The organism is Micromonospora sp. DT53 (assembly GCF_049841535.1).
GTDB lineage: Bacteria > Actinomycetota > Actinomycetes > Mycobacteriales > Micromonosporaceae > Micromonospora.
Window position 1 is genome coordinate 145836 of record NZ_JBNCKM010000001.1, and the last position, 23995, is coordinate 169830.

Annotated in this window: 25 protein-coding genes and 2 tRNA genes; 11 read left to right on the top strand and 16 right to left on the bottom strand. The window is 69.6% G+C overall.

Annotated elements, in window-relative coordinates; genetic code table 11:
- The first annotated feature begins 7 nt into the window (after positions 1 to 7).
- The 3 genes from ACLQ3B_RS00715 (at position 8) to ACLQ3B_RS00725 (ending at position 4312) form a co-directional block, all read left to right on the top strand.
- Entirely contained in the window at positions 8 to 2110 is a 2103-nt protein-coding gene (locus ACLQ3B_RS00715) for a ThuA domain-containing protein (RefSeq protein WP_425776417.1), read from the top strand.
- A gap of 478 nt (positions 2111 to 2588) precedes the next feature.
- Positions 2589 to 3089, top strand: a complete 501-nt coding sequence (locus ACLQ3B_RS00720) for a sensor histidine kinase (RefSeq protein ID WP_425776419.1) — start codon at positions 2589 to 2591, stop codon at positions 3087 to 3089.
- A 215-nt stretch (positions 3090 to 3304) separates the two neighbouring features.
- On the top strand, positions 3305 to 4312 hold the full coding sequence (locus tag ACLQ3B_RS00725) for a sugar phosphate isomerase/epimerase family protein (RefSeq protein ID WP_425776421.1): 1008 nt from the start codon (positions 3305 to 3307) through the stop codon (positions 4310 to 4312).
- A 64-nt stretch (positions 4313 to 4376) separates the two neighbouring features.
- Here the strand turns inward: ACLQ3B_RS00725 and ACLQ3B_RS00730 are convergent, their stop codons facing one another.
- Positions 4377 to 4781 (bottom strand): hypothetical protein, encoded by a 405-nt coding sequence (locus ACLQ3B_RS00730; RefSeq protein WP_425776423.1) that lies wholly within the window; start codon positions 4779 to 4781, stop codon positions 4377 to 4379.
- Between the two features lie 261 nt (positions 4782 to 5042).
- Here ACLQ3B_RS00730 and ACLQ3B_RS00735 point away from each other — a divergent pair.
- From ACLQ3B_RS00735 to ACLQ3B_RS00755, 5 genes are all read left to right on the top strand, one after another.
- Positions 5043 to 5115, top strand: a tRNA-Asn gene (locus tag ACLQ3B_RS00735).
- A gap of 109 nt (positions 5116 to 5224) precedes the next feature.
- The gene (locus ACLQ3B_RS00740; RefSeq protein WP_425776425.1) at positions 5225 to 7342 is read left to right on the top strand and encodes an MMPL family transporter; all 2118 of its coding nucleotides are present in this window, start codon (positions 5225 to 5227) and stop codon (positions 7340 to 7342) included.
- The gene (locus ACLQ3B_RS00745) at positions 7332 to 8570 is read left to right on the top strand and encodes an FAD-dependent oxidoreductase (protein WP_425776427.1); all 1239 of its coding nucleotides are present in this window, start codon (positions 7332 to 7334) and stop codon (positions 8568 to 8570) included. The genes ACLQ3B_RS00740 and ACLQ3B_RS00745 overlap by 11 nt, the downstream gene beginning before the upstream one ends.
- Positions 8571 to 8691: 121 nt before the next feature.
- Positions 8692 to 8768: transfer RNA gene (locus tag ACLQ3B_RS00750), tRNA-Ile, on the top strand.
- 181 nt (positions 8769 to 8949) lie between these two features.
- Positions 8950 to 9435, top strand: a complete 486-nt coding sequence (locus ACLQ3B_RS00755) for an HIT family protein (protein ID WP_425776429.1) — start codon at positions 8950 to 8952, stop codon at positions 9433 to 9435.
- A gap of 461 nt (positions 9436 to 9896) precedes the next feature.
- On the opposite strand, the gene ACLQ3B_RS00760 is transcribed toward ACLQ3B_RS00755, so the two are convergent.
- The 9 genes from ACLQ3B_RS00760 to ACLQ3B_RS00800 all read right to left on the bottom strand — a co-directional run bounded on the left by ACLQ3B_RS00760 (position 9897) and on the right by ACLQ3B_RS00800 (position 15896).
- The gene (locus tag ACLQ3B_RS00760) at positions 9897 to 10457 is read right to left on the bottom strand and encodes an ATP-binding protein (RefSeq protein ID WP_425776431.1); all 561 of its coding nucleotides are present in this window, start codon (positions 10455 to 10457) and stop codon (positions 9897 to 9899) included.
- A gap of 433 nt (positions 10458 to 10890) precedes the next feature.
- Positions 10891 to 11751 carry an alpha/beta fold hydrolase gene (locus ACLQ3B_RS00765; RefSeq protein WP_425776433.1) on the bottom strand — a complete coding sequence of 287 codons (861 nt, stop codon included), beginning with the start codon at positions 11749 to 11751 and terminating at the stop codon, positions 10891 to 10893.
- A 92-nt stretch (positions 11752 to 11843) separates the two neighbouring features.
- On the bottom strand, positions 11844 to 12443 hold the full coding sequence (locus ACLQ3B_RS00770; protein ID WP_425776435.1) for a GrpB family protein: 600 nt from the start codon (positions 12441 to 12443) through the stop codon (positions 11844 to 11846).
- Positions 12444 to 12522: 79 nt separating this feature from the next.
- Positions 12523 to 12876, bottom strand: a complete 354-nt coding sequence (locus tag ACLQ3B_RS00775) for a hypothetical protein (protein WP_425776437.1) — start codon at positions 12874 to 12876, stop codon at positions 12523 to 12525.
- Positions 12873 to 13163 carry a hypothetical protein gene (locus ACLQ3B_RS00780; RefSeq protein ID WP_425776438.1) on the bottom strand — a complete coding sequence of 97 codons (291 nt, stop codon included), beginning with the start codon at positions 13161 to 13163 and terminating at the stop codon, positions 12873 to 12875. Before ACLQ3B_RS00780 ends, ACLQ3B_RS00775 begins: the two co-directional genes overlap by 4 nt.
- A gap of 90 nt (positions 13164 to 13253) precedes the next feature.
- A complete protein-coding gene (locus tag ACLQ3B_RS00785; protein WP_425776440.1) occupies positions 13254 to 13574 on the bottom strand; it encodes a hypothetical protein in 321 nt (106 codons plus the stop codon).
- 390 nt (positions 13575 to 13964) lie between these two features.
- Positions 13965 to 14192 carry a hypothetical protein gene (locus ACLQ3B_RS00790; protein ID WP_425776442.1) on the bottom strand — a complete coding sequence of 76 codons (228 nt, stop codon included), beginning with the start codon at positions 14190 to 14192 and terminating at the stop codon, positions 13965 to 13967.
- Positions 14193 to 14234: 42 nt separating this feature from the next.
- On the bottom strand, positions 14235 to 14876 hold the full coding sequence (locus ACLQ3B_RS00795; RefSeq protein ID WP_425776443.1) for a hypothetical protein: 642 nt from the start codon (positions 14874 to 14876) through the stop codon (positions 14235 to 14237).
- A gap of 78 nt (positions 14877 to 14954) precedes the next feature.
- Entirely contained in the window at positions 14955 to 15896 is a 942-nt protein-coding gene (locus tag ACLQ3B_RS00800; protein ID WP_425776445.1) for a quinone oxidoreductase family protein, read from the bottom strand.
- A 75-nt stretch (positions 15897 to 15971) separates the two neighbouring features.
- Between ACLQ3B_RS00800 and ACLQ3B_RS00805 the strand changes: the two genes are divergently transcribed.
- Entirely contained in the window at positions 15972 to 16439 is a 468-nt protein-coding gene (locus ACLQ3B_RS00805) for a MarR family winged helix-turn-helix transcriptional regulator (RefSeq protein ID WP_425776447.1), read from the top strand.
- Between the two features lie 30 nt (positions 16440 to 16469).
- Positions 16470 to 17180 (top strand): uridylate kinase, encoded by a 711-nt coding sequence (locus ACLQ3B_RS00810; protein WP_425776449.1) that lies wholly within the window; start codon positions 16470 to 16472, stop codon positions 17178 to 17180.
- 6 nt (positions 17181 to 17186) lie between these two features.
- Here the strand turns inward: ACLQ3B_RS00810 and ACLQ3B_RS00815 are convergent, their stop codons facing one another.
- From ACLQ3B_RS00815 to ACLQ3B_RS00825, 3 genes are read right to left on the bottom strand one after another with little or no spacing between them, the layout of a single operon-like run.
- On the bottom strand, positions 17187 to 17603 hold the full coding sequence (locus tag ACLQ3B_RS00815) for a hypothetical protein (protein ID WP_425776451.1): 417 nt from the start codon (positions 17601 to 17603) through the stop codon (positions 17187 to 17189).
- Positions 17604 to 17659: 56 nt separating this feature from the next.
- A complete protein-coding gene (locus tag ACLQ3B_RS00820; RefSeq protein ID WP_425776452.1) occupies positions 17660 to 18112 on the bottom strand; it encodes a hypothetical protein in 453 nt (150 codons plus the stop codon).
- Between the two features lie 42 nt (positions 18113 to 18154).
- Entirely contained in the window at positions 18155 to 18859 is a 705-nt protein-coding gene (locus ACLQ3B_RS00825; RefSeq protein WP_425776454.1) for a TMEM175 family protein, read from the bottom strand.
- A gap of 215 nt (positions 18860 to 19074) precedes the next feature.
- On the opposite strand from ACLQ3B_RS00825, the gene ACLQ3B_RS00830 reads away from it, so the two are divergent.
- Entirely contained in the window at positions 19075 to 19623 is a 549-nt protein-coding gene (locus tag ACLQ3B_RS00830; protein ID WP_425776456.1) for a hypothetical protein, read from the top strand.
- Between the two features lie 20 nt (positions 19624 to 19643).
- Here the strand turns inward: ACLQ3B_RS00830 and ACLQ3B_RS00835 are convergent, their stop codons facing one another.
- The 3 genes from ACLQ3B_RS00835 to ACLQ3B_RS00845 are packed head-to-tail and all read right to left on the bottom strand — an operon-like array spanning position 19644 to position 23837.
- Entirely contained in the window at positions 19644 to 20096 is a 453-nt protein-coding gene (locus ACLQ3B_RS00835; RefSeq protein ID WP_425776458.1) for a hypothetical protein, read from the bottom strand.
- Positions 20097 to 20112: 16 nt separating this feature from the next.
- Entirely contained in the window at positions 20113 to 20733 is a 621-nt protein-coding gene (locus ACLQ3B_RS00840; RefSeq protein ID WP_425776459.1) for a dihydrofolate reductase family protein, read from the bottom strand.
- 44 nt (positions 20734 to 20777) lie between these two features.
- Positions 20778 to 23837, bottom strand: a complete 3060-nt coding sequence (locus ACLQ3B_RS00845) for a BTAD domain-containing putative transcriptional regulator (protein ID WP_425776461.1) — start codon at positions 23835 to 23837, stop codon at positions 20778 to 20780.
- Positions 23838 to 23995 lie beyond the last annotated feature (158 nt).

The window sequence follows — 23995 nt, forward strand, 5'->3', positions numbered from 1 at the left end:
GAGCGATATGCGCAGACGCCTGCGACCCGTCCTCGGTGCGGCCATGGCCGCACTAGCCGTCATCGCCTGCACCACCCCGGCCACCCCGGCCAGCGCCGCCGACGCCCCGTACGACGTGCTGGTCTTCTCCAAAACCGCCGGTTTCCGGCACGACGCGATCCCGGTCGGCATCCAGACCATCCGCGACCTGGGCGCGGCGAACAACTTCACGGTCACCGCGACCGAGGACGCCGCCGCGTTCACCACGAGCAACCTCAACCAGTACGAGGCGGTCGTCTTCCTCAACACCACGGGCGACGTGCTCAACGCCAGCCAGCAGACCGCCTTCGAGTCGTACATCGGATCCGGCCGCGGGTACGTGGGTGTGCACGCCGCCGCCGACACCGAGTACGACTGGCCGTTCTACGGCAACCTCGTGGGGGCGTGGTTCTCCTCGCACCCAGCGATCCAGCAGGCCAACATGAAGGTGGAGGACCGGGGTCACGCGGCCACCGGGCACCTGCCGCAGACCTGGACCCGCACCGACGAGTGGTACAACTACCGCACCAACCCCCGTTCGACCGCCCACGTGCTGGCCACGCTTGACGAGTCGTCGTACTCCGGCGGCGGGATGGGCGCCGACCACCCGCTGAGCTGGTGCAAGAGCTACAGCGGCGGCCGGTCCTTCTACACCGGGGCCGGGCACACCCAGGCGTCGTACGCCGATTCGGCGTTCCGGAACCACCTGCTCGGCGGCATCCGGTACGCCTCCGGTCGCAGCAAGGCCGACTGCCGGCCCGAGACCGGCTACACCCCGCTCTACAACGGCTCGACGACCGGCTGGTCGCAGGCCGGCCCGGGCAGCTTCACCAACTCCGACGCCACCCTGACCTCGGTCGGCGGCATGGGTTTGTTCTGGTACAACGCCAAGCAGTTCACCAACTACTCGCTGAAGCTGGACTGGAAGCTGGCCGGGGACGACAACTCCGGCATCTTCATCGGCTTCCCGCCGTCGAACGACCCGCAGTCGGCGATCAACAACGGCTACGAGGTCCAGATCGACGCCACCGACGCGGTCGACCGCACCACCGGCGCGATCTACACCTACAAGGCCGCCGACATCGCCGCCCGCGACGCGGCGCTCAACGCGCCGGGGGAGTGGAACACCTACGAGCTGCTGGTCGAGGGCGAGCGGCTACAGGTCTTCCTCAACGGAGTGAAGATCAACGACTTCACCAACACCGACCCGGTCCGCTCGCTCGCCGGCCACATCGGCATCCAGAACCACGGCACCGGTGACGACACCTTCTTCCGCAACATCCGGATCAAGGAACTGGGCACCACCCCGCCGCCCACCGGCACGATCCAGGCCGAGACCTTCAGCTCGGCCAACGGCGTCTCCGCGTTCACCAAGGACGGCGCCAACGGTGGGCAGACCCTCGGCTACATCGACCCGGGTGACTGGGCCGCGTACAACGGGGTCAACCTGACCGGGGTCACCTCGTTCACGGCCCGGGTCGTCTCCGGCGGGGCGGGTGGCACCATCCAGGTGCGCACCGGCTCGGCCACCGGCCCGGTGCTCGGCTCGGTCACGGTGCCCAACACCGGCAGTTGGACGACCTACGCCAACGTCACCACGGCGCTGTCCAACGTCCCGTCCAGCACCCAGAACATCTACCTCACCTTCACCGGTAGCGGCACGGGGCTCTTCGACCTGGACGATTTCACGCTGGTCAAGGGTGGCGGCACGTCCGGGGTCGGCCCTATCAAGGGTCTGGCGGGCAAGTGCCTGGACGTGCGCGGCGGCGGCACCGCCGACGGCACCCAGATCCAGCTCTACACCTGCAACGGCGGCGCGGCGCAAACCTGGACCGTGTCCGGCTCGACCATCAAGGCGCTGGGCAAGTGCCTGGACGTCTCCGGTGGTGGCACCGCCAACGGCACCAAGATCCAGCTCTGGACGTGCAACAGCAGCGGCGCGCAGGGCTGGGCGGCGGCGTCCGACGGCACCCTGCGCAACCCGTCGTCGGGCAAGTGCCTGGACGTCTCCGGCAACAACTCCGCCGACAGCACCGTCGTGCACCTCTGGACCTGCCTCAACGCGGCCAACCAGAAGTGGACCCTGCCCTGACCGACTGACCCGGAGGGGCCGCCGCTCACGTCGTCGGCCCCTCCGGCCCAGCCGGCCTGACCGCCGACGTGCCCGGCCGACGTGCCCGGCCGACGTGCCCGGCCGACGTGCCCCCGCCGACCGGTCGCATCGTCGAAGCGCGACGAGCGGTGTCTCCAACGAGCGTGATGCCTCTGAGCCATCTTGATGACTCAGAGGCATCACGCTCGCACCGCTTCGTCCGCCGGGTCGCCGTCGTCCGCCGGGTCGCCGTCGTCCGCCGGGTCGCCGTCGTTCGCCGGGTCGCCGTCCCGCCGGGCGCCGCGTGCGGAAGTGCGGGTTGTCGGGGAGGCGGGGCCTCAGCGTAGGGCTGGCTCCCGCGCCGCTGCCAGGGCATTCGGGTGCAGGCACATCGCGCCCGCTCGTCGGCGGCGGTGGCCTGCCGCTGCGCGTGGACGCCGCCGACCGGCTCACAGCGGGCTGCCGTACCTTGACCTGCATGGGGTTGTTCGCGCAGTGGCGCGGGACGGTGCTGGCGCGAGGTCATCAGCTACTCGGCGTGCTGGGCCGGGCTGAGGAGCCCGAGGACCCGTCCCAGCCGACGCCCAGCCTGAACCGTCTGGACGCCTTGGTGGAGGGCTTCACCGCCGGCCAACCGGTGCGGTGGACCGTGGCCGGGCAACCCCGGCCGCTGCCCGACCCGGTCGACGTGGTGGCGTACCGGATCATCGAGGAAGCGCTGACAAACGCCTGCCGGCACGCGCCGGGCGCTCCGGTCGGGGTCCGCCTGCGCTACGACACCGCGGGCATCATCATCGAGGTCCGCGACGAGGGCGCCGGTCCCGCTCCGTCAGGCGGCGGCACCCAGACCGCCGGTCGGGGCCTGCTCGGGGTACGCAGGCGCGCCGAGCGGCTCGGCGGCACGTTCTCGGCCGGCCCGCGCGCCGGTGGCGGCTTCACCGTACGGGCTGTCCTGCCCGCGCCCGAGGAAATGGTCTGATGATCGGCCGATCCCAGGGCTTCCCCGATGGGGTGGCGCGGAAATAGGGTGGGGGGCGGCGACCGTGCTGGTGGCCGGTGACCCGGTGGGAGGCGCAACCCGTCGGGCTCAGGTGTGTTCCGCACCCACCGGTGACCGCCCCGGGTGCCACGTACGTCCGGTCACCCTCGCCCCGGTCCGCACATGGAATCCCCATCACAAAGGGGAGAAGGACAATGGCGCGACCCATCACGCTCTTCACCGGCCAGTGGGCCGACCTTCCGTTCGAGGAGGTCTGCCGGCTCGCCTCCGAGTGGGGCTACGACGGTCTGGAGATCGCCTGCTGGGGCGACCACTTCGAGGTCGACAAGGCGCTCGCCGACGACTCGTACGTCGAGCGCAAGCGCGAGACCCTCGCGAAGCACAACCTTGAGGTCTTCACGATCTCCAACCACCTCGTTGGTCAGGCGGTCTGCGACCACCCGATCGACGAGCGGCACCAGGACATCCTGCCCGGCCGCATCTGGGGTGACGGGGAGCCGGAGGGGGTTCGTCAGCGGGCCGCCGAGGAGATCAAGGACACCGCGCGGGCGGCGGCGAAGCTCGGGGTGAAGACCGTCGTCGGCTTCACCGGTTCGTCGATCTGGCACACCCTCGCGATGTTCCCGCCGGTGCCGCCGTCGATGATCGAGCGCGGCTACCAGGACTTCGCCGACCGGTGGAACCCCATCCTCGACGTGTTCGACGAGGTGGGTGTGCGGTTCGCGCACGAGGTGCACCCGAGTGAGATCGCGTACGACTACTGGACGACGAAGCGGACGCTGGAGGCGATCGACAACCGGCCCGCGTTCGGGCTGAACTGGGACCCGTCGCACTTCGTGTGGCAGGAGCTGGACCCGGTGAACTTCATCTTCGACTTCGCCGACCGGATCTACCACGTGGACTGCAAGGACGCGAAGGTGCGTACCGGGGATGGCCGGCGGGGCCGGCTCGCCTCGCACCTGCCCTGGGCGGACCTGCGACGCGGGTGGGACTTCGTCTCCACCGGCCACGGCGACGTGCCCTGGGAGGACTGCTTCCGCGCGTTGAACGCGATCGGCTACACCGGCCCGATCTCGGTCGAGTGGGAGGACGCCGGGATGGACCGGCTGCTCGGCGCCCCGGAGGCGTTGCAGTTCGTCCGCCGGCTCGCCTTCGACGCACCGAGCGCCGCCTTCGACGCGGCGTTCAGCAGCAAGGACTGACCGCACCTCGGACAGACCACGGGCCGGTCGCCCTGCGGCGACCGGCCCGTCTACGTGCGGTTGGTCAGAGCGTGCTGGCGTTCGTGCCCGAGCCGGACGGCTTGGTGCGGGGGTTGGTGGACGACGGCGACCCGGAGGTCGTGCCGACCGTGCTGGTGCCCGCCTTGGCGCCCACGGTGGCGGGCGTGCCGGCGAACGCGTCGTCGGCGGCGGTCAGCTCCTGCGTGCTGGTGCTGCCGTTGCCGGTGCCCAGCTTCTCGCCCAGTTTGGTCTGGCCGAGCTTGTCCTTGCCCTCGCTGTAGAGCTTGTTGGCCTGGGCCTGCGCGACCCCGGCCGCCTCCTGGACGGTCGGGTGGTCGAGCACCTTGCGGCCCCGGACCACGAGCTCTTCGTACTTTTCCCGGCCGGCACGGGCGCCCAGGACGAATCCCGCAGCCAGCCCGCCAAGAAACATGATCTTTCCGCGCATGGCGGCTCCTTCCGTACCTGACGCGCCGTCACCTCGGCGAGTTGCCCCGTCGGAAGGCGACCTGTTCGCGCCTGCGTCCTCTGTCCGCAGCTAACTACCCATCCTGCTCTCCGCTCAAGCATGCTTGTGCCCGGATGGCGATTTACCCCTTTTGTCAATGCGACGGCGGGGCGGGAACCCACTGGACCACCACCGGGGGATGTCCTGTACTCTTGTCCCGTCGCACGGCGTCGGGGAGATCCGAAGCCGAGCGGAGCACGATCCCCTGTAGCTCAATTGGCAGAGCAGCCGGCTGTTAACCGGCAGGTTATTGGTTCGAGTCCAATCGGGGGAGCTTTCCCACGTACGCCCGTCAGCCACCGGCTGGCGGGCGTTTTCGTGTGCGTGTGACCCGGTTTCACCCACCCTCGACCTGCTTGCCCGGCAGGATGGCGTGAGTGCGAATGTCCGGACGAGGCGGCAGGGCCACGCTGATCGCGGTGGCGGTCGTGCTGGCCTGGTTGGTGATCGGCGGGGTGGCCGGCCCGTACGCGGGACGCCTCAGCGAGGTCGCCACCAACGACAACGCGGCCTTCCTGCCCACCGACGCCGAGGCGACCCGCGCCCAGGACCTCGCCGGCGAGTTCGTCGACCGGCAGACCATCCCGGCTCTGGTCGTCTACGAGCGGCCCTCCGGAATCACCGACGCGGACCGGCAACGGGTGCGCGCCGACGCCGCCCGCTTCGCCCAGATCCCCGGCGTGGTCACCCCGCTGCCCCCGCCCATCCCGAGCGACGACGGCCAGGCACTCCAGGTCGTCGTACCTGTGGACGACGCCGAGGGCGAGGAGATCGGCACGGTCGTCGAGCAACTCCGCGACATCACCGGCGGCGACCGGGACGGCCTCACCGTGGACGTCTCCGGCCCGGCCGGCCTGCTCGCCGACCTGATCGAGGTCTTCTCCGCCATCGACGGGCCACTGCTGCTGGTCACCCTGGTCGTGGTGCTGGTCATCCTGCTGATCGTCTACCGCAGCCCGGTCCTCTGGATCTTCCCGCTGCTCGCCGCCGGGATGTCGTACGCCCTCGCCTCGGTCTTCGTCTACCTGCTCGCCGACGCGGACGTGGTCAAGCTCAACGGCCAGGCCCAGGGCATCCTCACCGTGCTGGTCTTCGGCGCCGGCACCGACTACGCGCTGCTGATGATCGCCCGCTACCGGGAGGAGTTGCACCGGCACGACCGCCCGTGGGACGCCATGAAGACCGCCTGGAAGGGCGCCGCGCCGGCCATCATCGCGTCCGGCGGCACGGTCATCGTCAGCCTGCTCTGCCTGCTGCTGTCCAGCCTCAACTCCAACCGGGCGCTCGGCCCGGTCGCCGCCATCGGCATCGCCGCCACCCTGCTGGTGATGCTCACCTTCCTACCCGCGCTGCTGGTGCTCGGCGGACGGTGGGCGTTCTGGCCCCGACGGCCCCGAGCCGACCAGGCCGACCCGCGGGCCGAACACGGCATCTGGAGCCGCGTCGCCGGCTTCGTCGCCCGGCACGCCCGCCCGATCTGGCTGAGCACCGCCGTCGTGCTGGCCCTCCTGACGCTCGGCCTCACCCAGCTCGGCGCGACCACCCTGGGGCAGTCCGACCTGTTCACCCAGCGCACCGACTCGGTCGACGGCCAGGAGGTGATCTCCCGGCACTACCCGGCCGGCACCGGCAGCCCGGCCACCATCTTCACCACGGAACAGACCGCCCGGCAGGTCGCCCAGGTCGCGAAGGGCGTGCCAGGCGTCGCCGACGTCCGCCCCCTCACGGCCGGCCCGCAGACCGGCCCACCCGATCCGAACGCCGCCCCGAAGGTCGTCGACGGGCGGGTGCAGCTGGAGGCGACCCTGACCGACCCACCCGACAGTGACGGCGCCGAGCGGACCATCCGCGAGCTGCGGGTGGCCGTACACCAGGTGCCCGGCGCGGACGCCGTCGTCGGTGGCTTCACCGCGATCAACGTGGACACCTCGGACGCCGCGAAGCGCGACCAGAACGTCATCATCCCGGTGGTGCTTGTGGTCATCGCGGTCATCCTGGCCCTGCTGCTGCGTGCGCTGCTCGCCCCGCTGCTGCTGATCGCCACCGTGCTGCTCAGCTTCGCCGCGACCCTCGGCCTCTGCGCGCTGCTGTTCCGCCACGTCTTCGACTTTCCCGGCGTGGACTCGGCGTTCCCACTGTTCGCGTTCGTCTTCCTGGTCGCGCTCGGCATCGACTACAACATCTTCCTGATGAGCCGGGTCCGCGAGGAATCGGTCAAGCGCGGCACCCGCGCCGGCGTGCTCGCCGGCCTCGCCGTCACCGGCGGGGTGATCACCTCTGCCGGCATCGTGCTCGCCGCGACGTTCTCCGCCCTCGCCGTCCTGCCACTCGTGGTGCTCGTCGAGTTGGGTACGGCTGTCGCGATCGGGGTACTGATCGACACCATCATCGTCCGGTCGCTGCTGGTGCCCGCACTCGCGTACGACATCGGGCCGAAGATCTGGTGGCCGGGCCGGTTGTCCCGGGCGAACGGTGAGCGGGAGGCGCGCGGTGCTGGCTGAAACCGATGTGGTCATCGTCGGCGGCGGCCTGGCCGGCCTCGCCGCCGCCCGCCGGCTGCACCGCGCCGGCGTGCCGTGGCGGCTGGTGGAGGCTGACGGCCGGCTCGGCGGCCGGGTCGCCACCGACGTGGTCGACGGGCACCTCATCGACCGGGGCTTCCAGGTGCTCAACACCGCCTACCCCCGGCTCGGCACACTGCTCGACACCGACCAGCTCAACCTCGGCTACTTCACCTCAGGCGTGCTGGTCCGCAAGGGCGACAAGCTGCTGCGGCTGGTCAACCCGCTGCGCGAACCGACAGGCGGGCCTGGCACCGCGCTCGCCGGAGTCGGCTCCCTGCTCGACCGGCTCCGCTTCGCCGCCCTCGCCACCGGCTGCGCCACCCTCCCCGCGTCCCGGTTGCTCGCCGCGCCGGAAACCAGCACCGAGACCGCGTTGCGCCGCGCCGGCCTCTCCGACGCGATCATCGAGGAGCTGCTGCGACCGTTCCTGTCAGGTGTGTTCATCGAACGGGAACTCTCCACCTCCAGTCACGTGCTGGCGATGGTGCTGCGCTCCTTCGCCCGCGGCCGCATCGGCCTGCCCGCCGAAGGGATGGCCGCGCTACCCCGGGTCATCGCCGCGCCGCTGCCCGCCGACCTGCTCGACCTGAACACCCCGGTCGCCGAGGTCACCCCGGGCCGGGTCCGCACCCAGGCCGGCGACATCCGCTGCCGGGCCGTCGTGGTCGCCGTCGACCCGCCCGCCGCGGCCGCGCTGCTGCCAGCCCTGGCGACGGTACGCATGCACAGCTACACCACCTACTACCACAGCGCGCCCGAGCCGCCGCTCACCGAACCGATCCTGCTCGTCGACGGCGACCGCCGCGAACTCGTCGCCAACACGGTGGTGCTCAGCAACGCCGCCCCGACGTACGCGCCCACCGGACGGCACCTGATCGCCACCTCGGTGGTCGGCCCGACGGCCCCACCCGAGCCAACCATCCGGGCCGAGTTGACCCGGCTGTACGGCCGCTCCACCGCCGACTGGACCCACCTCACCACCGTGGCCGTTCCGCAGGCGCTACCCGCCGCACCGCCGCCACAGGGACGGCTGCGCAAGCCGGTGTCGTTGGGGGAGGGACTGTTCGTGGCCGGCGACCACCGGGACAGCCCATCGATCCAGGGCGCTCTCACCAGCGGCTGGCGCGCCGCCGACGCCGTACTGGACGAGCTGCGCGCCGGCTGACGGGCGTACCCGAGCACGCTGTTATATTCCTGTAGCCCATCGTGCTGGCGCAGGCGTGGGCACCGGCCGGCTCGGTGCTGGCTGCTGACCGCCGAGCGGGATAAGATCCGGCGCGGTGTTCGGGGCGGTAGCTCAGCCGGTTAGAGCAGGGGACTCATAATCCCTCGGTCGCGGGTTCGAGTCCCGCCCGCCCCACCAGCCGTTTTCCCTGGTCAGCCAGGCTGCCGACGACCCGGGCGAACCTTGGCACCCTGGGGCTGGCCCGCTCCACGGCGTGTGGGTCGACGGCGGACGGGATGGCAGGCAAGCGGCGGCTGGCTGCATCAGCATCGCTCGGAAATCTAGTTGCGACAAAGAGGCCGACGGCTACGTTTCGTGCATGACCTTGACTGGAAACGGGCTCGCCCCGGCAGAGGGCTGCATCTTCTGCGCCATCGTGCGAGGTGAAGTGGAAGCAAGCCTGGTCCATCAGGATGACGAGATCGTGGCATTCATGGACTTGCACCCGGTGACTCCGGGGCATCTGCTCGTCGTGCCACGCCTGCACGCCGTTGGCTTGGAAGACTTGCCCGAGGATGTCGGTGGACGGATGTGGACGCAGGCTCACCGGCTCGCCGGAGCGCTTCGCCGTTCCACGCTGCGGTGCGAGGGGGTCAACATGTTCCTCGCCGACGGAGAAGCTGCGTTCCAGGAGATCTTCCATGTGCACCTGCACGTGTTCCCGCGCTTCGCCGGTGACACCTTCCGTATCGACGCGGACTGGCGGCGCAGGGAGCGCGTTGAGCTGGACGCGGCAGCAGCTGCCGTTCGCGAGGGGATAACCTCTGCCGCTCGTGTGGCGGCCGGGTCAGCCCTGGGCCAGTAGCCACGAGGCTCAGCGGTCACGCGCGGGCAGCCAGGCGAGCGGTCCGCATCTAGTCCGCAAGAGGTCGGCGGACGGCAGGGGGGTGGTGTGAGATGTCGAGAGGCGTTTCCGCTGGTAGACCCTCAGGTGCCCAGGTCGGCGGCGCGCGTAACTTGATCTCATAATCCCTCGGGCGCGGGTTCGAGTCCCGCCCGCCCCACCAAGGAAACCCCCAGGTCATGGCCCTGCGCCACACTGGTAGCACCCTTTGGCGGCACCTGTTCGAAGACGGCGTCATGTACGCAAGCAGTGAGCTCTGTCCCATGTGCCGAAGCTCTGACACGAACCGGTGGCGGCGCTGTGATCCGGCGCCTGCTGGCGACCTCCGGCCGGCATCGGCCGGGCCGGCCGGCCACGCTGACTGGCAGCCTTGCGTATGCGTGTGATGCGAGGTCGATGGGCTGTGGCCGCAGCAACGACCGTCAGTAGCAGCGTTCAGGTCTCGCCAGGACGGTGCCTGAGCTACCCCCGGTAGCTCGGAGGACGACCTGCTGGGCTGCTTGGGCGGGCGTGAGGTGCGTGGTGTCGACGACCTCGGCCTCGGCATGCAGCCACGTGCGGGCCGCCTCCGCGTAGGGCTCAAGGTACTTGAGGCGGAACGGGGAGGGGACCGGGTGTTCCCCCTCGATACGCCCGCGGAGGGTGTCTTGGTCAGCGTGGAGGACGAAGTGCCTTACTGGTATGGCGTGTTGGGCGAGGCCCCCGCTGATTTCGCGCCAGTACTGCTCCACCAGGACGGTCATGGGCATTACCAGAGTGCCGCCGGTGTAGTCGAGCACACGGCGGGCGGTCTCGACGACGAGCGGCCGCCACGGCGGCCAGTGCTGGAAGTTGTCCGTCTCGGGCAGCCCCGGCGTGATGTCCATGAGTGTCTCGCCGACCTTCTCGGCGTCGAATACCCGTGAATCCGGGATCAGTTGTTGCACGAGCGCGCTGGTCGTCGTCTTGCCCGCGCCGTGGGTGCCGTTGAGGCATACGATCACAGGGCACATTAACGCGGGTGATCAACCGGGCGGTGTTATGGACGGCATCCCGAGGCGGGACGATCGCCGTCGGGGTTGCATCGCGTGTCCGTCGCACGGCAGGTCGCCGCTGGCCACGTTGCATGTTGTAAGCCAGTTCGTGCCGCTGGCCAATCGATTCTTCATTGGCTTCGCACCGAAAACCCGCAAGGGGTTCCAGCAGGCCATCACCGAAGTAGCTCGGCAGCTTCACACCAGCGGCCACCTCGTCCCCGTCCGTTCCCGAAACACCGGCGACGCTGCCGCATGACCCGCGGAGCCGAACTGGCTCCGTCCGACAGGCAGGCGATACGCGACCTGGCTGTGGCTGACGCGCATCCTCAACTCGGCAGATCCGCCCACCTGCTGGCCGCGCGGCCGGCGGCAGACCCGGATGCGGGTCGGGCCGCATCGGTCATGCGAGGAAGCGGTGCAGAACGTTTGTCAGGTCGTCGGGGTTTTCCTCGGCGACATGGTGTCCGGACAGGATCGGTTCGCCGCGTAAGTCCTCGACCCACGACCGCCAGACGGCGAGTGGGTTACCGTAAAGATCTTCCATGTCGTCATGGGTCGACCACAGGAACAACGTCGGACAGCTGACGGTGCGGCCGGCACGCCGGTCGGCCTCCTCATGCTCCCGGTCCACACCAAGGCCGGCGCGGTAGTCCTCCACCATCGCCCGCACGGTCGCTTGATCGTGGATCGCCTCCCGCAGCTCCCGATAGTTCTCGGCCCCCATGCGCTCGGGGTCCGCACTGTCGTACCAGGCGTCGGGGTCGGCCATGATGGCACGCTCCGGCTTGTCTGGTTGGGCGAAGAAGAACCAGTGGTACCAGTCTCGCGCGAACCTCGCGTCGCATCGGGCGAGGGCCTCGCTGATGGGTACGCCGTCCATGACCACCAGCCGGCTGACCGCGTCGGGGTGATCGAGCGCCAGGCGTAACGCCACATAGCAACCGCGGTCGTGCCCGACCGCGGCGAACGTCGGATGGCCGAGCGCGTTCATCAGCCGGAGCATGTCCCCGGCCACCGCCCGCTTGGACTGCTGGGAGTGGTCGGGGAGGATCCGCGCCTTCCCGGACTGTCCGTAGCCGCGCATGTCCGGGCAGACCACCGTGAAGCCGAGATCCACAAGTCGCGGCGCGACCCGGTGCCACGTCGATCCGGTACGCGGATGCCCGTGGACGAGCAGGACCGGCGGACCCTGTCCGGCGTACCGGACTCGCAGCTCCACTTCTCCGACGTCGATCCGCTCGTCTGTGAAACCTTCGAACATGCGCGAGGAGTACCCCAACGTGCTGCCTGCAACCGCCGCTCACCGGCACGTCCGGACGGCCCGGGGCCAGTTGGCTAACGGGCAGCCAGCCCTCAACTGCCGACGCCGCCCGGGGACCAGCCGGTGGCGGCAGCCCATTCCTCCGCGACCGTCACGACGAGGTCGACCACCGGGTCTTTGACGTCCGTGTAGACGTCCAGGTCGCCGACGGCGGCGGCCAGAGCGCCCTTGAACCGTGCGTACGCCGGCACTGCCGGCGGGTGCGCCCTGAACCAGTCCCGGAACAGCAAAGCGAGCCGCTCGTTCGGTGAGCCTACGAGCCGACAATGCAGGTTGACATGCCGCTCACCGGCGCTTCGCTTGTTCCAGTACCGCTTGGCCCACCTATGTGGTGGGTCGTCACGACCGGCCGGTACGTGGTCTCGCTCGTATGGTCGTCGGCTGAATCCGAGGGCGGCCAGTGGTTCATCGAATGCGGCTACGGCGGCGTCGAGGTCAGCGACGCTGACCTGCAGGTCGAACACCGGCTTGGCTGCCATGCCGGGGATCGAGGTGCTGCCGATGTGATCCACCCGCCGCGCCACCGGTGCCAATACCGTCTGCAACTCGTGGACGAGCGCCGCTCCCTGTTGCTGCCAAGCCGGATCGGACGCGGCGATGAACGTGGAGGCGAAAGAATCTGGGACGACCACGTGTAGCAAGGTAACGCAGCGGTCTGGGACCACGGGACCACGCGCAGATGGCCGGTTCGACCGGCAGCGGGCACGATTGTCAGGTCTGCGAGAACCAGTTGAACATTCGCACTGGCAGGAGTACGAGAACGACGGTCGCGGCGACGGCCAGCAGAACGCGCACCGTGCGAAGACCTCGCCACCACGGAATAGCCCAGAGCAGCATCCACATGGCACCTGAGATGACCACATGTACGCCGACCACCCGGAGGCTGGTCTCCTCGCACATGTTGTCCGCCATGGCCTCCTCGCACAGCGCCGGCGGGCCGTTGTGGTCGACGAGGCTTCCCAACACCCCGACGAAGCAGGCCAACACCGGAGCCGCTACCAGGGTGAACAGCGGCGTCACCAACCACCCGGCGAGATCACGGTGCCGGTCCACCAGCCGTTTCACTTGCCGAACGCTACAGAGCGGATCTCCTTCCTGCTGGCCGTGCTGTCGTTGTTCAGCACCTGTCGGGAGCGAAGCGCCGCAGACCGGTAGTGATGGTTCGAGAGCCGGGGCTTGTTGCTTGCCGGCATCGAGCCGATGCTGTTGCCGTGGGTGCAGTCAAGAAGCGTCAGCCAGTCCACCGTGAGCAAGCTGATCGCCTCACACTTGTCGACCGATGGCGTCACTTCGTCCTGGACCAACCGGTACTCGTTCATGCCGGTGAAACCATCTGGGTCGAGGACGGCCATCTCCTGGTGCGGAGGACCACAGGGGTAGTTGATGCTGACCTTTGCTTGCTCAGCGGGGGCGCGGCACGCGGCGGCACCCCCGCCCGCCGGTCAGGTTTGGTACAGGACCGCCCGGTAGCCCCGGAACGCCGCGACGATCAGCACCGCGAACCCCACCGCCAACGGCCACCAGCGACCATGCGGGCGGACGAGGGCGACGACGACGGTCGTCACACACAACACCACGACGACAGCCGTCCAGAGTGTCGCGGTGGACACCCGAGCGGCGATCCGGCAGCCGGCAGGCGCGGGCAGGACGGCCGCGCAGACGTCAAAGCGCGGCACGGCCAACCACCAGAAGCCCGCCGTGGCAGCCGCCGCTATGACGGTGGCCGCCGCGACCCCAAGCCACGAGCGGACGCGCACGGGCATCCGCACCTCCGCTGGCTCGTTCTTAGCCGGAACGATATTCGTCGGCTTCGCCTTGGACCCACAGCCAAGACCATCCGCTGACGCCGATGCCAACCGGCGCCGGCAGGCCGGCTGACCAGGGAAACAGCTACCCGACCAGTCATCCACGATCCTCTGACCCGAGGCTGGTCAGGGCAGCGTGGTCCCGTGATGAATGCGAAGATCTCCTGTATGAAGCCAGCCAAGAACCCGTGGTGGCAGACAGCAAAGACGCCGAAGCAGGGTTTCATCAGGGCAGGTGTCTGGCTTCTCGTGGGCGTCGGGTGGGCGGCCCTGGCCGTCGGCGATCCCAAGCCGTTGCGTTGGGTATTTGCCGCACTGTGGGCGGTCGGCGGTGTGGGCTACCTGGTGTCAGCCGTGTTGCTGCGGCGACGGCAGCGCGCGATTCAGGATAGAGCCGTGCCAGACGCCGCGTCCCGGGCCGATTGACCGCGATCCGCCGGCAACGGCCACGACGCTGAGTCGGCTGCCGAACGCGACGATCCAGGTGCTGCGCTTCGCGCCCGTCGCCTGGGGCGCGTTCGTCGAAACGATCAAGACGAACACCTGCCGCCGCTGACCCGGCAGGATCGGTGACACGGTTCATGGCACCCACGACCTGGCGTACCTGTGCGCTGAGTGTCAGCGCGTCCGGCTGACCGACGAGACCCTCGGGTCTGCGGAGTAGCGGCGGACGACGTCGTCGGCGTCAGCAGGGGTGGCACCGGGATCGAACAGCACCTCCAGGCATGGCGCTTGCGGCCCTTCTGACCCGAAGCCGGCAACCACGTGATTCGTGTCGAAGCGGTGGCTCTCGCGCGCCAGCTCCTCAGCGGACTCGCCCTGCCGCACGCAAACCACAGCCTCGGGCTGACCACCATCCCAAGCGAGTGCGGGAGCCGACACGCCGATGGTGAGCACTACTGCCGTCCCCACGCCGATCACGGTCGTCCGGCCAAGCCCTGGCCGGCTGGTCGGTGAGATCACCGCTACCAGGGCGGACAGCGCGTACACCCAGAGAGCCCGCTTGTCGGCCGAGTCATGGAGAGCCAACGCGACAACGCCGGCTCCGACGGTCTGTGCGACCAGGCTGATCAGCCGGAACCCTGGCGAGTCGACCAACGCCGCTGGTATCGCGGCAAGCGCACCAAGCAACAGGAGCAGCATGACAAGCCCTGACGCACTCCATTCGCGGCGCGCGTCCAGGACGAGCAACACCAGGGCAACCAGGTGCCCGCAGACGACAAGCGCCGCTCGGAGGTGCACCAGCAACCGTGCGGCCATCGACAGATCCTATGTGATGTGGCCGACCTTGATGGGGTTGCTGGTCGCGTACGGCATCAAGGTCGACGGGCCGGGTGCTCATGGTCGTAGGACGACCTTGCCGAGATTGGCCCGGGCTTCGATGATGTCGTGCGCCGACGCGGCATCGGTCAACGGGATCTCGGCGTGTACCGCGAGCCGCAACCGGCCGGACTGGCTGAGTTGCCACAGTTCCTGGTGATGCTGCTCGTAGAGCTTCGGCTCGGTGGTGGCGAATCGGGCCATCGCGAGGCCGGTGATGGTCTTCGAGCCAGCCAGCAGGTCGAAGGCGGGCACCGTGCCGCCGCCCGAGCTGAAAAAGATCAACCGTCCGCCCGGGCGCAGCGCTGCCATCGCGCGCGGCAGCAGGTTGCCGCCGACCCCGTCGAGCACCACATCGACCGGTTCCCCCCAGTGTTGGCTGTCGTAGGTGACGACCTCGTCGGCCCCGAGCCCGCGCAGGAAGTCCGCCTTGTCGGACGAGCTGACGGCCGCCACGACCCGTTCGACGCCGTGGATTTTCGCCAGTTGGACCGCGAGATGTCCGACGCCGCTCGCCGCGCCCGTGATCAGCATGGACTCCCGTGTGGTCGGCCGGGCGGTGGCGAGGGCGGCAAGAGCGACATGCCCGCTGCGGACCAGCACGACGGCCTGTGTGCAGCTGGCACCGTCGGGTATCCGGCTAGCCATGAAGTCGGGCGCGAGGACCAGGTCCGCGTACGAACCGGTGAAGGTCAGGGAGGTGACGCGGTCTCCTACCGCGAACGAGGACACTCCTGGACCGGTGGCGACCACCTCACCGGCGATCTCCCCGCCGAGGACTCCGGGTAGCGGTGGCCGGCCGCCCTCGCCCCGAACCTTCCGCACGGACGGCAGGGTCACGCCGATCGCTTCGGTGCGCACCAGCAGCTCGCCTGGCCCGGGCTCTGGGGTCGCGGCCTCTTCGAGGCGAAGCACCGCCGGGCTGCCGTACTCGTAATAGCGGATGCGGCGCACGGGCACCTCCGTATCGTTGGGACATCCCCACCATAACGCAGATTCGTGGGGACACCCCAACGACTTTGGTACGCTGCGCGGATGGTCGACGTCCCGTACGCGCCCGCCCGGATCCGCGCCTTGCCGAGTTGGCTTCTCGGCCGCGCCGCGGCTCGCGGACACCGGCTTGTCGCAGAGTCCCTGGCCCGGGAGGGCATGCGGATGATGCATCACGCGGTCCTGTCGACAGTCGCCGAACTGGGGCCGGTGTCCCAGGCGGATCTTGGCCGAACTCTCAACGTCGACCCCAAAGACATGGCCGCGCTCGTTCGCGACCTACTCGTCGAAGACCTGGTCATCCGTACACCGGACCCAGAAGATCGGCGTAAGAACGCGATCTCCATGTCCGCCGCCGGGCGGCGACGCCTGCGCCGCACCGAGCGACTGGGCGATGAGGCAAACGACGAGCTGACCGCGGCCCTCACACCGGCGGAGCGCGAACAACTCGTCGCCCTCTTGGCGCGCATGGTCGCGCCAAAACGACCCCCGACCGCAGAAGACGCATTATGAGTACGCCGACCCGACCCGTAGGGCGGTGACATGGTTCGAGGCACGCGCGACGAGCTGCTCGGGCACTTGGCTGACGCAGTCGGGTCCGTCACGGTCGCCCACCCGACGCGTGTTGCCATCGACGGGCCACCCGCCGCCGGCAAGACCACCCTCGCCGACGAACTGGCCGTCGTCCTGCGCGAACGGGGGCGCGACGTCGTCCGCGCCACGATCGACGATTTCCTCTTTCCTCGGACGCAGCGCTATCCGCGCGGCGAGTACTCGGCCGAAGGCTGCTACTACGACACCCACGACCACGACGCGCTGAAGCGGGTGCTGCTCGATCCGCTCGGCCCGGGTGGAGATCGACGCTTCCAACCCGCCGTCTACGACCACACCGCGGATGCCGTGCTGTCCCCACCGGTCACCACCGCCCCGGCCAACGCTGTGCTGGTGTTCGACGGCGTCTTCCTCCTGCGCCCGGAACTGCTTGCTGGGTGGGACCTACGCATCTTCGTGTCGACGGCACTGGAGAGGACAGTGGATCGCGCCGTGATCCGAGAGCGCCGGGTGTCCACTCGGGCCGACATCGAACGACGCTGGCGCCAGCGTTACATTCCCTCGCAGCGGCTCTACTTCGCGACGGCCCGCCCGACCCGGTACGCCGATGTCGTCGTGCACAACGACGAGCCCCAGCGGCCGGTCTGGGAGGTTGCCCGGCGAGAAGATCCGCTCTCCGAGGCCCTGGCGGCCGATGAGTGACCGCGCTTACGGGCGGTCCACATACTCGCCGAACGGCTCGACGGACCCATCCCAGCCGTTCCAACCCTGTTGGGTGAGCTGCCCGTTCGCGTAGGTGTATGCCCAGTGGGCGCCGTCCTCGCCCTCGATCTGGACGGTTCCGGAGCGAACGAACGGCGCGATCGCGACGTAGAAGGCCGTCGCCCGATCTGACCACTTGGGGTCACCCTCATCGTCGTACCCGAACTCGATCCAGTCTCCGTCGCGGACGATTGAGGCCCTGGCCGCCTCCGCCAGGTCGGCAAGCGTGCGGTTCGACGGAAACGCATCCGGCTCGTACCACTCACCTCGTCCAGCCAGGGCGGCTCGGATGGCGGCGACCGCAGCGGCGTCCTCCGACTCCGGGAGGTTCAGGCGGCCTGAAGGACTCACCGTGTATCCCACGGTGCGCACCCTACAACGGTCGATGCCCAGCATGCGTATGTGTGGCTGGCCGCCCTTCAGGATGTGGTGGGGCGGCTGTCGCGGAGACGGAACTGGCCCGGGAGGTCGCAGCAGCCTTCGGCGTGGAGGTCGAGGGTGGGGGCTTTGAGGGTGGACGGCGTGAAGTAGGACGGGTCGAGGTGGTAGGTCAACGTGGTGCCGGTGCCGACCGGTGCGTCGAGACCGTGGGTTGAGCCGGTGGGGCGGCCGTAGTAGCCGGCTGTCGAGCCGTTCGGGCCGGTCGGCCAGTTGTCGCTTATCGAGAACGCGAGGTCGTCGAGGATCTCCACGGTGACCTCGGGTGGGCCGCTGGGCGCGACTTTCGGGCCCGGGTGGAGGGACGCTATGACGACCGCGGTCAGGACGCTGGTTGCCAGGTGCGCATCGGCCCCGAAGTACATGCCCGGCCGGCGGCGGACCGACTCGTCGAAATCCAGGACCGTGATGTTCGCTGCGGTGTACTCACTCACGCCCATACGCTGCCCGAGCCGGCCGGGCAAGAAAAGGTCGGGCTATGGGTCACCGTGGCTCTGCTCGCGGGTGCGCTTGATGCTGCCGACCTCGCCTTTGATCGGCAGCCAGTAGAAGGGGATGAACGCGATGACCACCACGAGGCCCACGACCGGATGAAGGGCGCCCAGTGCGGTCCCGACGACGATCCAGAACGGCGCGGGGCGGAAGCGTCTGCTGATCGCCCGGGCGGTGTCGTTGTCGGTGGTGGAAGTCAGCAGGCGGCGGCCGTGCCTGGCGTACTCCCAGATCACGTTGAAAAGGATGGCGGCCACCTCGTAGGTGGCCCCGTAGAAGATCAGCGCGGTGCGCTTGCCGTGGCCGGACTCGAACGCGTGCGCCAGGAGGGACGAGGCGAACGGCAGGAACGCGATCACCATCAGCAACAGGGTGTTGAGCAGGATCAGTAGGCGGTCGGCGGAGCGGATGTGGTCGAACATGACGTGGTGATTCACCCACATCTGCCCGATCAGCAGGAAGGTGATGGCGTACGCCACATACGAGGGCCACAGGTCGATGAGGCCACGGAGCAGGTGCTCGGTGTCCTCCGGTGGCTGGATCTCCAGGACGAGCAGGGTAACGGCGATGGCGATGACCGCGTCGCTGAAGGTGATCAGCCGCTTCGGATCTCGTTCCGCACCGATCGGGCTGCTGGATCTGGTTGCGCCCTTCCTGGAGGCGCCGCGAGCCGCGCGGAACCAGCGCATGAGCCTCCCCCAAGGGTGAGAGCACCCTGTCGCACCGCAGGCAGGGCTGCCCACGGTGGTCATCCAAGAGCCTTCCGAGGCCGCGGGTTCCCGCCGACGCATGAGCCAAACCGGTTAGGGAGCCTGCCTGTGACGATCAGGTAATGGGGCTGGGCCGAGCGTCGAATGTCGCGACGGTAGCCGTCCAGCGCGGTCGCTACCGGAACCAAGCCCGGATGGCTGCCTTCGAGCCTGACGATCGCCACGACCTGCCAACCCATCGACCGTCCGGGCCAGCCCGGTGGGCGCCGATCGCGTACCTTGCAGGCATGCCAGTGGCACCCGCTGATGTGCTAGAACGCACGGGCGTTCTCGCGCCGCGTCGTCGCCCCGCAACGATCGCCTTCACCCTGGCGCTTGTCGCCGTAGGGCTGGCCGGCGGCTTCGGAGCGGCCAAGCTTGCCGACGACCCGCACACCGCCAGGCCGGAACTGCTCGTCGGGGTGGTCACCTGGTCGAACGAGCAGACCAGGTTGGTCGCCTTCGAGGAAGACGAGACCGCTCGCCGCCCGCTCGACGGCGACACGATCTACTCGGTTATCGCCGAGAGCTGGCAGGACGTGGGCGGGACACTGCATCACGGCAGTACGTACCCGACCTGCCTGGCCGGCGAGAAGGGCGATCCCGTCTCAACGGACCGACACCGCGTCGAGCTTGAGGTCCTGCACCGTGACACGGGCGGTCAGCCACAGCACATCGTCGTCCATGTGCGCTGCCTCGACTGACGGCATGAGCCCAGTCGGCCTCAGCCGATGTTGATCAGCAGGACCTGGTCGTCGCGGAGTTCGGAGATGGTGTCACGTAACAGCCGCAGCGTGTCCAGACCGGCCGCGCCGCTCTCCTCGACGTCCATCCCCATCTCCTCGAAGTGGGCGACCAACTCCTCTTCGCGGTGCGCGCCGGGATCGAGCTGGTCCACCAACCGCCGGGCGGGAGCGATGAGCGTGGTCAGGCCGTACGCGCTGTTGATGGCCTCCGACTCGGCATTGAACTCCGGCTGCTCCAGGTCGATGCCGCGTTCCTCCAGGTAGGTCAGGACGTACAGCATGCAGTAGCCGGACCAGTCGTACTCCTGCCGCGCCCTGCCCCCGTGTTCCGCCAGGTACGCGTGGAACGACGACGGTGAGGTGCGGGCCAGGCGGGCCAGTTCGGTGATGCTGTCCCTGGGGACCAGGGTCAGTGACGCGATCGCAGACAACGCATCCTCCGTCGGTTCAGGAGAGCACGCGGTAGGTGACGTGCAGGACCGAGCTTGCCCTCCGCGACGTCACCTGTTCGAGTTTCTGCGGCGGGACGCCGTCGAACAGCCGCACGCCGGAGCCGAGGGTGAGGGGCACGATGTGCAGCCGCAGCTCGTCGACCAGGCCGGCGGCGAGGTACTGGTTGATGGTGGTTGCGCCGCCGTGGATGAGGATGTCGCCGTCACCGGCCGCCGTGCGCGCCTGTGCGAGCGCTGCCTCGATTCCGTCGGTGACGAAGTGGAAGGTGGTGCCGCCCTCCATCGGCTGCGGCTCGCGTGCGTGATGGGTGAGCACGAACACCGGCTTGTGGAACGGTGGGTCCTCACCCCACCAGCCGTTCCACTGCCGATCCCACGGGCCACGCACGGGGCCGAACATGTTGCGACCCATGATGACCGCCGAGGCGGCTTTGGTCAGGTCGAGCTCGGTCTGGTTCTCGTCGGCGGCGTCGAACATCCAGGCGTGCAGCCCTCGGCCCCAGCCGTCACCGCCGTCGTCGCCGAACGGGCGTTCCTCGGTCTGGTTGAGCCCGGCCGAGTACCCGTCGACAGAGATGGTCTGGTCGACGATCACCGTGCCGATACGTGTGGTCACAGCGCTCCCCATTGAGGACTTGTGGACGATGGATCAGCCTACGGCTATCCCTGTGCGCCGCACAGCTTGCCTCGCGCCCGAGCCGGTACGCCGATGGCGGACATCGCCTCCCCGTAGCGTCGGTACGCCTGTGCGGCCTCGCCGTGCCGGCCCGCAGCGGCCAACGTCCGGATGAAATCGCCGTGCACACCCTCGTCGTGAGGTTCCAGTTCGAGGGCGCGGCCGAGGTGGCGGACGGTCTCGTCGATGTCGCCGGCGCCGCAAGCGAGCGCGGCCAGCTTGCGTACCACGCGCAGGTAGACCCGACGTGCCTCCTCGCGGGTCGGTCGGGACCAGTCGTCGTACGGCTCGTCCTCCAGGAAGTCTCCCCGGTAGCGCTGCTCGGCGAGGAGCAGCGCGGCGCGGGCGTCTTCGGTCTCGCCCTGCTCGGCCAGCCGGAGGCCGTGTGTCGATTCGGTGAGGAACTCCTCGACGTCGAGTTCGAGGTGACCGACGTCGAGGGCGAGGCTCGGGTGCGCGGCGATGACGAAGTGGTCCGTCGGGCTGCGGCGTTGCGGATCGAGCACGCTACGGAGGGTGGACAGCGCCACGGACAGCCGGTGACTGACCCGGGCCGGATCCTGGGCGGGCCACAGCATCTCGCCGAGTTGCTCCCGGGGTACCGCGCGACCACGCCTGGTGGCGAGGATGCGGAGGAGGTCCCGCGCCTTACGTGACTGCCAGGCCGCTGCCACCACCTGCGTGCCGTCCACGTACACCTCGAAGCGTCCGAGGGTGCGGACGGTGACCTGCGCGGCGCGGCGCGGGCCCTGCCGGCTGAGCGTCGGCGGCGGCACCCCGACGCAGGCCAGCCGCTCGGTGGCCAACCGGGCGTCGACGCGCTCCTGGGGATCCGCCCCGGGCAGCCGGCTGAGCAGCACCGTGAGTCGGTCCGCGGCCACGACCGACGTGATGTCGCGCAGGGTCGCCGCCGCCTCCCGCCAGGCGCGCCGGGTGTCGTCGGTGTCGGTGGCGGCGGCCCCGCGAAGCTCCAGCGCCTCGGCGAGCGCCGCACGGTCACGATGGCGCCGGGCGGCGGCGGACGCCGTCAGCGCCACCTCCGCGGCCCGTGTGCGGTCACCGATCTCCAGCGCCACCCAGCCGAGCGCGAGTCGGGCGGTCGCCGAGTCCGGGCCGCGTTCCAGTTCGACGGCGCGTTGGGCCAGGGCGAATGCCGCGACGCCGTCCTCGATGGCCAGCACGCGGGCCAGCCCGGCGAGCGCCGGCACCTGGATCTGGAGATCGTTTACGGGTTCGCTGGCGCGCAACGCCTCCTCGTACGCCGCGCGGGCCAGGTTGGTGCGGCCGCGCAGGGCGTGGATGTCGCCGATACCCACCAACGGGTACGCCACCTTGCGGGATCCCATCCGCTGCAGCAGCGGTACGGCACGTTCGTAACACGCGGTTGCCTCGGCGAGCTGACCGAGGTGGAAGTGCGCCGAGCCCTCGTTGCAGAGCGCCAGCGCGAGCATCGCGGCGTACCCGTTGGTCTGGGCCAACTCCACCGCGGGCCGCACCTCCGCCAGCGCTTCGAGGTATCGGCCCTCGCCGACCAGGGCGGACGCGCGGTTGGCGCGGATGCGGGTCACCTGGACGGTGTCGCGTGCCGCCTCGGCAGCGTGCAGCGCCTTCTCGTGATGCTCGTCGGCTGCCGGTCGGTCACCACGAAGCTTGGCGTCCAGGGCGAGCGCGGTGTGCGCGGCGGCGAGCGCGGCGTCGCCCCCGATCGCTGTCGCCGCCGCGAGGGCCCGTTCGGCGTTGTCCTGGCACGCCGCCGCGTTTCCGCTGGTCCACTGCGCCGCAGCCGTCCAGGCGAGTAGTCGGGCGTTGTCGGTGGACGGGTGCCTGTCGAGCACACCGCGTTGGAAGACCTCCAGGGCGGAGTGCGGTTCGCCGCGCAGGTAGTGCACGAGGCCGTACCGCCAGGCCAGCCCGGCAGCGAGGGATTCCTTGCGGTCGGCCAGCACGGCGTACGCGGCGAGCGCGGGCTCGAAGTCGCCGCGCATCTGCTGCGCCTCCCCGTAGAGCAGCCGCAGGTCGTCGGACCGGACGTGCTCGGGCAGGGACTGGAAGGCGTCGACGACGGCCTCGGCGCCGCCCGCGGCGAGCAGCGCCGCGCCGTGGTCGGCGAGGATCCGCGCCGCCGCCTCGGTGCCCCCCGATTCTTGGTACGACCGCAGGGCCGCGATGAGGAACCCGTGCTCGGCGTACCACGGCGCCACTCCCGCGTGCAGGCGTTGCCTCCCCGCCGCGTTCAGCGGGAATCGGCGGCGGGCGACGCTGGCGACGACCGGCACCATCCGGTACCCGTGCCCGTCGGTCGTCGCGGGGAGGAGGATGCCGGCGCGGGTCAGCTGGTCCAGCCAGTGAGCTCCGTGTCGGTGCCCGAGCACGCGGGCCAGGTCCGGGTGGAACGGGTCGAGGTGCGCCGCGTCCCGCAGCAGCCGGTGGACCTCGGGCGCCAACTCCGCGAGCACGTCGCGTACCAGTAAGGACTCCAGCGGCGTACCCGATTCGGTCAGGTCGTCCCAGTCCGTGCCGGCGGCGGCCGTCCGCGCGGCCAGGGTGACCAGGGCCGGCCAACCGCTGGTCGCGGCGTGGATCCGGGCCGCGAGTGTCGGGTCGGTGAGACCGTGGTCGGCGAGGAGGGACGCCACCTGGTCGAGGGAGAGCCGGAGGTCCGACGGGCCGTGCTCGGCGAGCAGCCCCGACTGCCGGCGGGAGAGTGTTGGCGGGTGACGGGTCACCAGAACCACCCTGAGCTGCGGCGGAAGGTGTTCGAGGCTGTCCAGCAGCGCCTGTAGCCGGCGGCGGGGCAGTCGCGGCACGTCGTCGAGGACGAGCCAGCTCGGCTCGTCGACGGGCAGGTCCAGCGCGGACCGGGCGCTCAGCGAGACAAGGCGCTCCGGCCCGGCTGTCGCCAGGGCTGCGACGTCGGCCGCATCGCACCAGTGTGCCGGGCGGTCGCCCAGCCAGCCTCGTACGGCGAACGTCTTGCCGTACCCGGCCGCGGCCACCACGAGCGTGCACCGCCGGCTCAACACGTGATCCGCTGTCGCGCTCATCGGCCGCCTTCCAGTCGAAGCTGCTGCACGTCTCATTTGGCGCTGCCCCGGCGGGCCCGCGCACTCGAACGTCGCCGTTACGACACCGAAACCGGGGCGCAATTGATGCCACCTTGACGGCGCTCTGAACCTCGCCTCGAAGGATGGCGACGGCACAC

Bases quoted from the DNA above. Each gene is read 5' to 3' on its own strand.
- ACLQ3B_RS00830 (WP_425776456.1), top strand. From the start codon at position 19,075: ATGGCTGCCTTCGAGCCTGACGATCGCCACGACCTGCCAACCCATCGA.
- ACLQ3B_RS00740 (WP_425776425.1), top strand. From the start codon at position 5,225: ATGTCCGGACGAGGCGGCAGGGCCACGCTGATCGCGGTGGCGGTCGTG.
- ACLQ3B_RS00720 (WP_425776419.1), top strand. From the start codon at position 2,589: ATGGGGTTGTTCGCGCAGTGGCGCGGGACGGTGCTGGCGCGAGGTCAT.
- ACLQ3B_RS00730 (WP_425776423.1), bottom strand. From the start codon at position 4,781: ATGCGCGGAAAGATCATGTTTCTTGGCGGGCTGGCTGCGGGATTCGTC.
- ACLQ3B_RS00810 (WP_425776449.1), top strand. From the start codon at position 16,470: ATGGTTCGAGGCACGCGCGACGAGCTGCTCGGGCACTTGGCTGACGCA.
- ACLQ3B_RS00765 (WP_425776433.1), bottom strand. From the start codon at position 11,751: ATGTTCGAAGGTTTCACAGACGAGCGGATCGACGTCGGAGAAGTGGAG.
- ACLQ3B_RS00845 (WP_425776461.1), bottom strand. From the start codon at position 23,837: ATGAGCGCGACAGCGGATCACGTGTTGAGCCGGCGGTGCACGCTCGTG.
- ACLQ3B_RS00805 (WP_425776447.1), top strand. From the start codon at position 15,972: ATGGTCGACGTCCCGTACGCGCCCGCCCGGATCCGCGCCTTGCCGAGT.
- ACLQ3B_RS00780 (WP_425776438.1), bottom strand. From the start codon at position 13,163: ATGGCCGTCCTCGACCCAGATGGTTTCACCGGCATGAACGAGTACCGG.
- ACLQ3B_RS00785 (WP_425776440.1), bottom strand. From the start codon at position 13,574: ATGCCCGTGCGCGTCCGCTCGTGGCTTGGGGTCGCGGCGGCCACCGTC.
- ACLQ3B_RS00825 (WP_425776454.1), bottom strand. From the start codon at position 18,859: ATGCGCTGGTTCCGCGCGGCTCGCGGCGCCTCCAGGAAGGGCGCAACC.
- ACLQ3B_RS00725 (WP_425776421.1), top strand. From the start codon at position 3,305: ATGGCGCGACCCATCACGCTCTTCACCGGCCAGTGGGCCGACCTTCCG.
- ACLQ3B_RS00755 (WP_425776429.1), top strand. From the start codon at position 8,950: ATGACCTTGACTGGAAACGGGCTCGCCCCGGCAGAGGGCTGCATCTTC.
- ACLQ3B_RS00795 (WP_425776443.1), bottom strand. From the start codon at position 14,876: ATGGCCGCACGGTTGCTGGTGCACCTCCGAGCGGCGCTTGTCGTCTGC.
- ACLQ3B_RS00715 (WP_425776417.1), top strand. From the start codon at position 8: ATGCGCAGACGCCTGCGACCCGTCCTCGGTGCGGCCATGGCCGCACTA.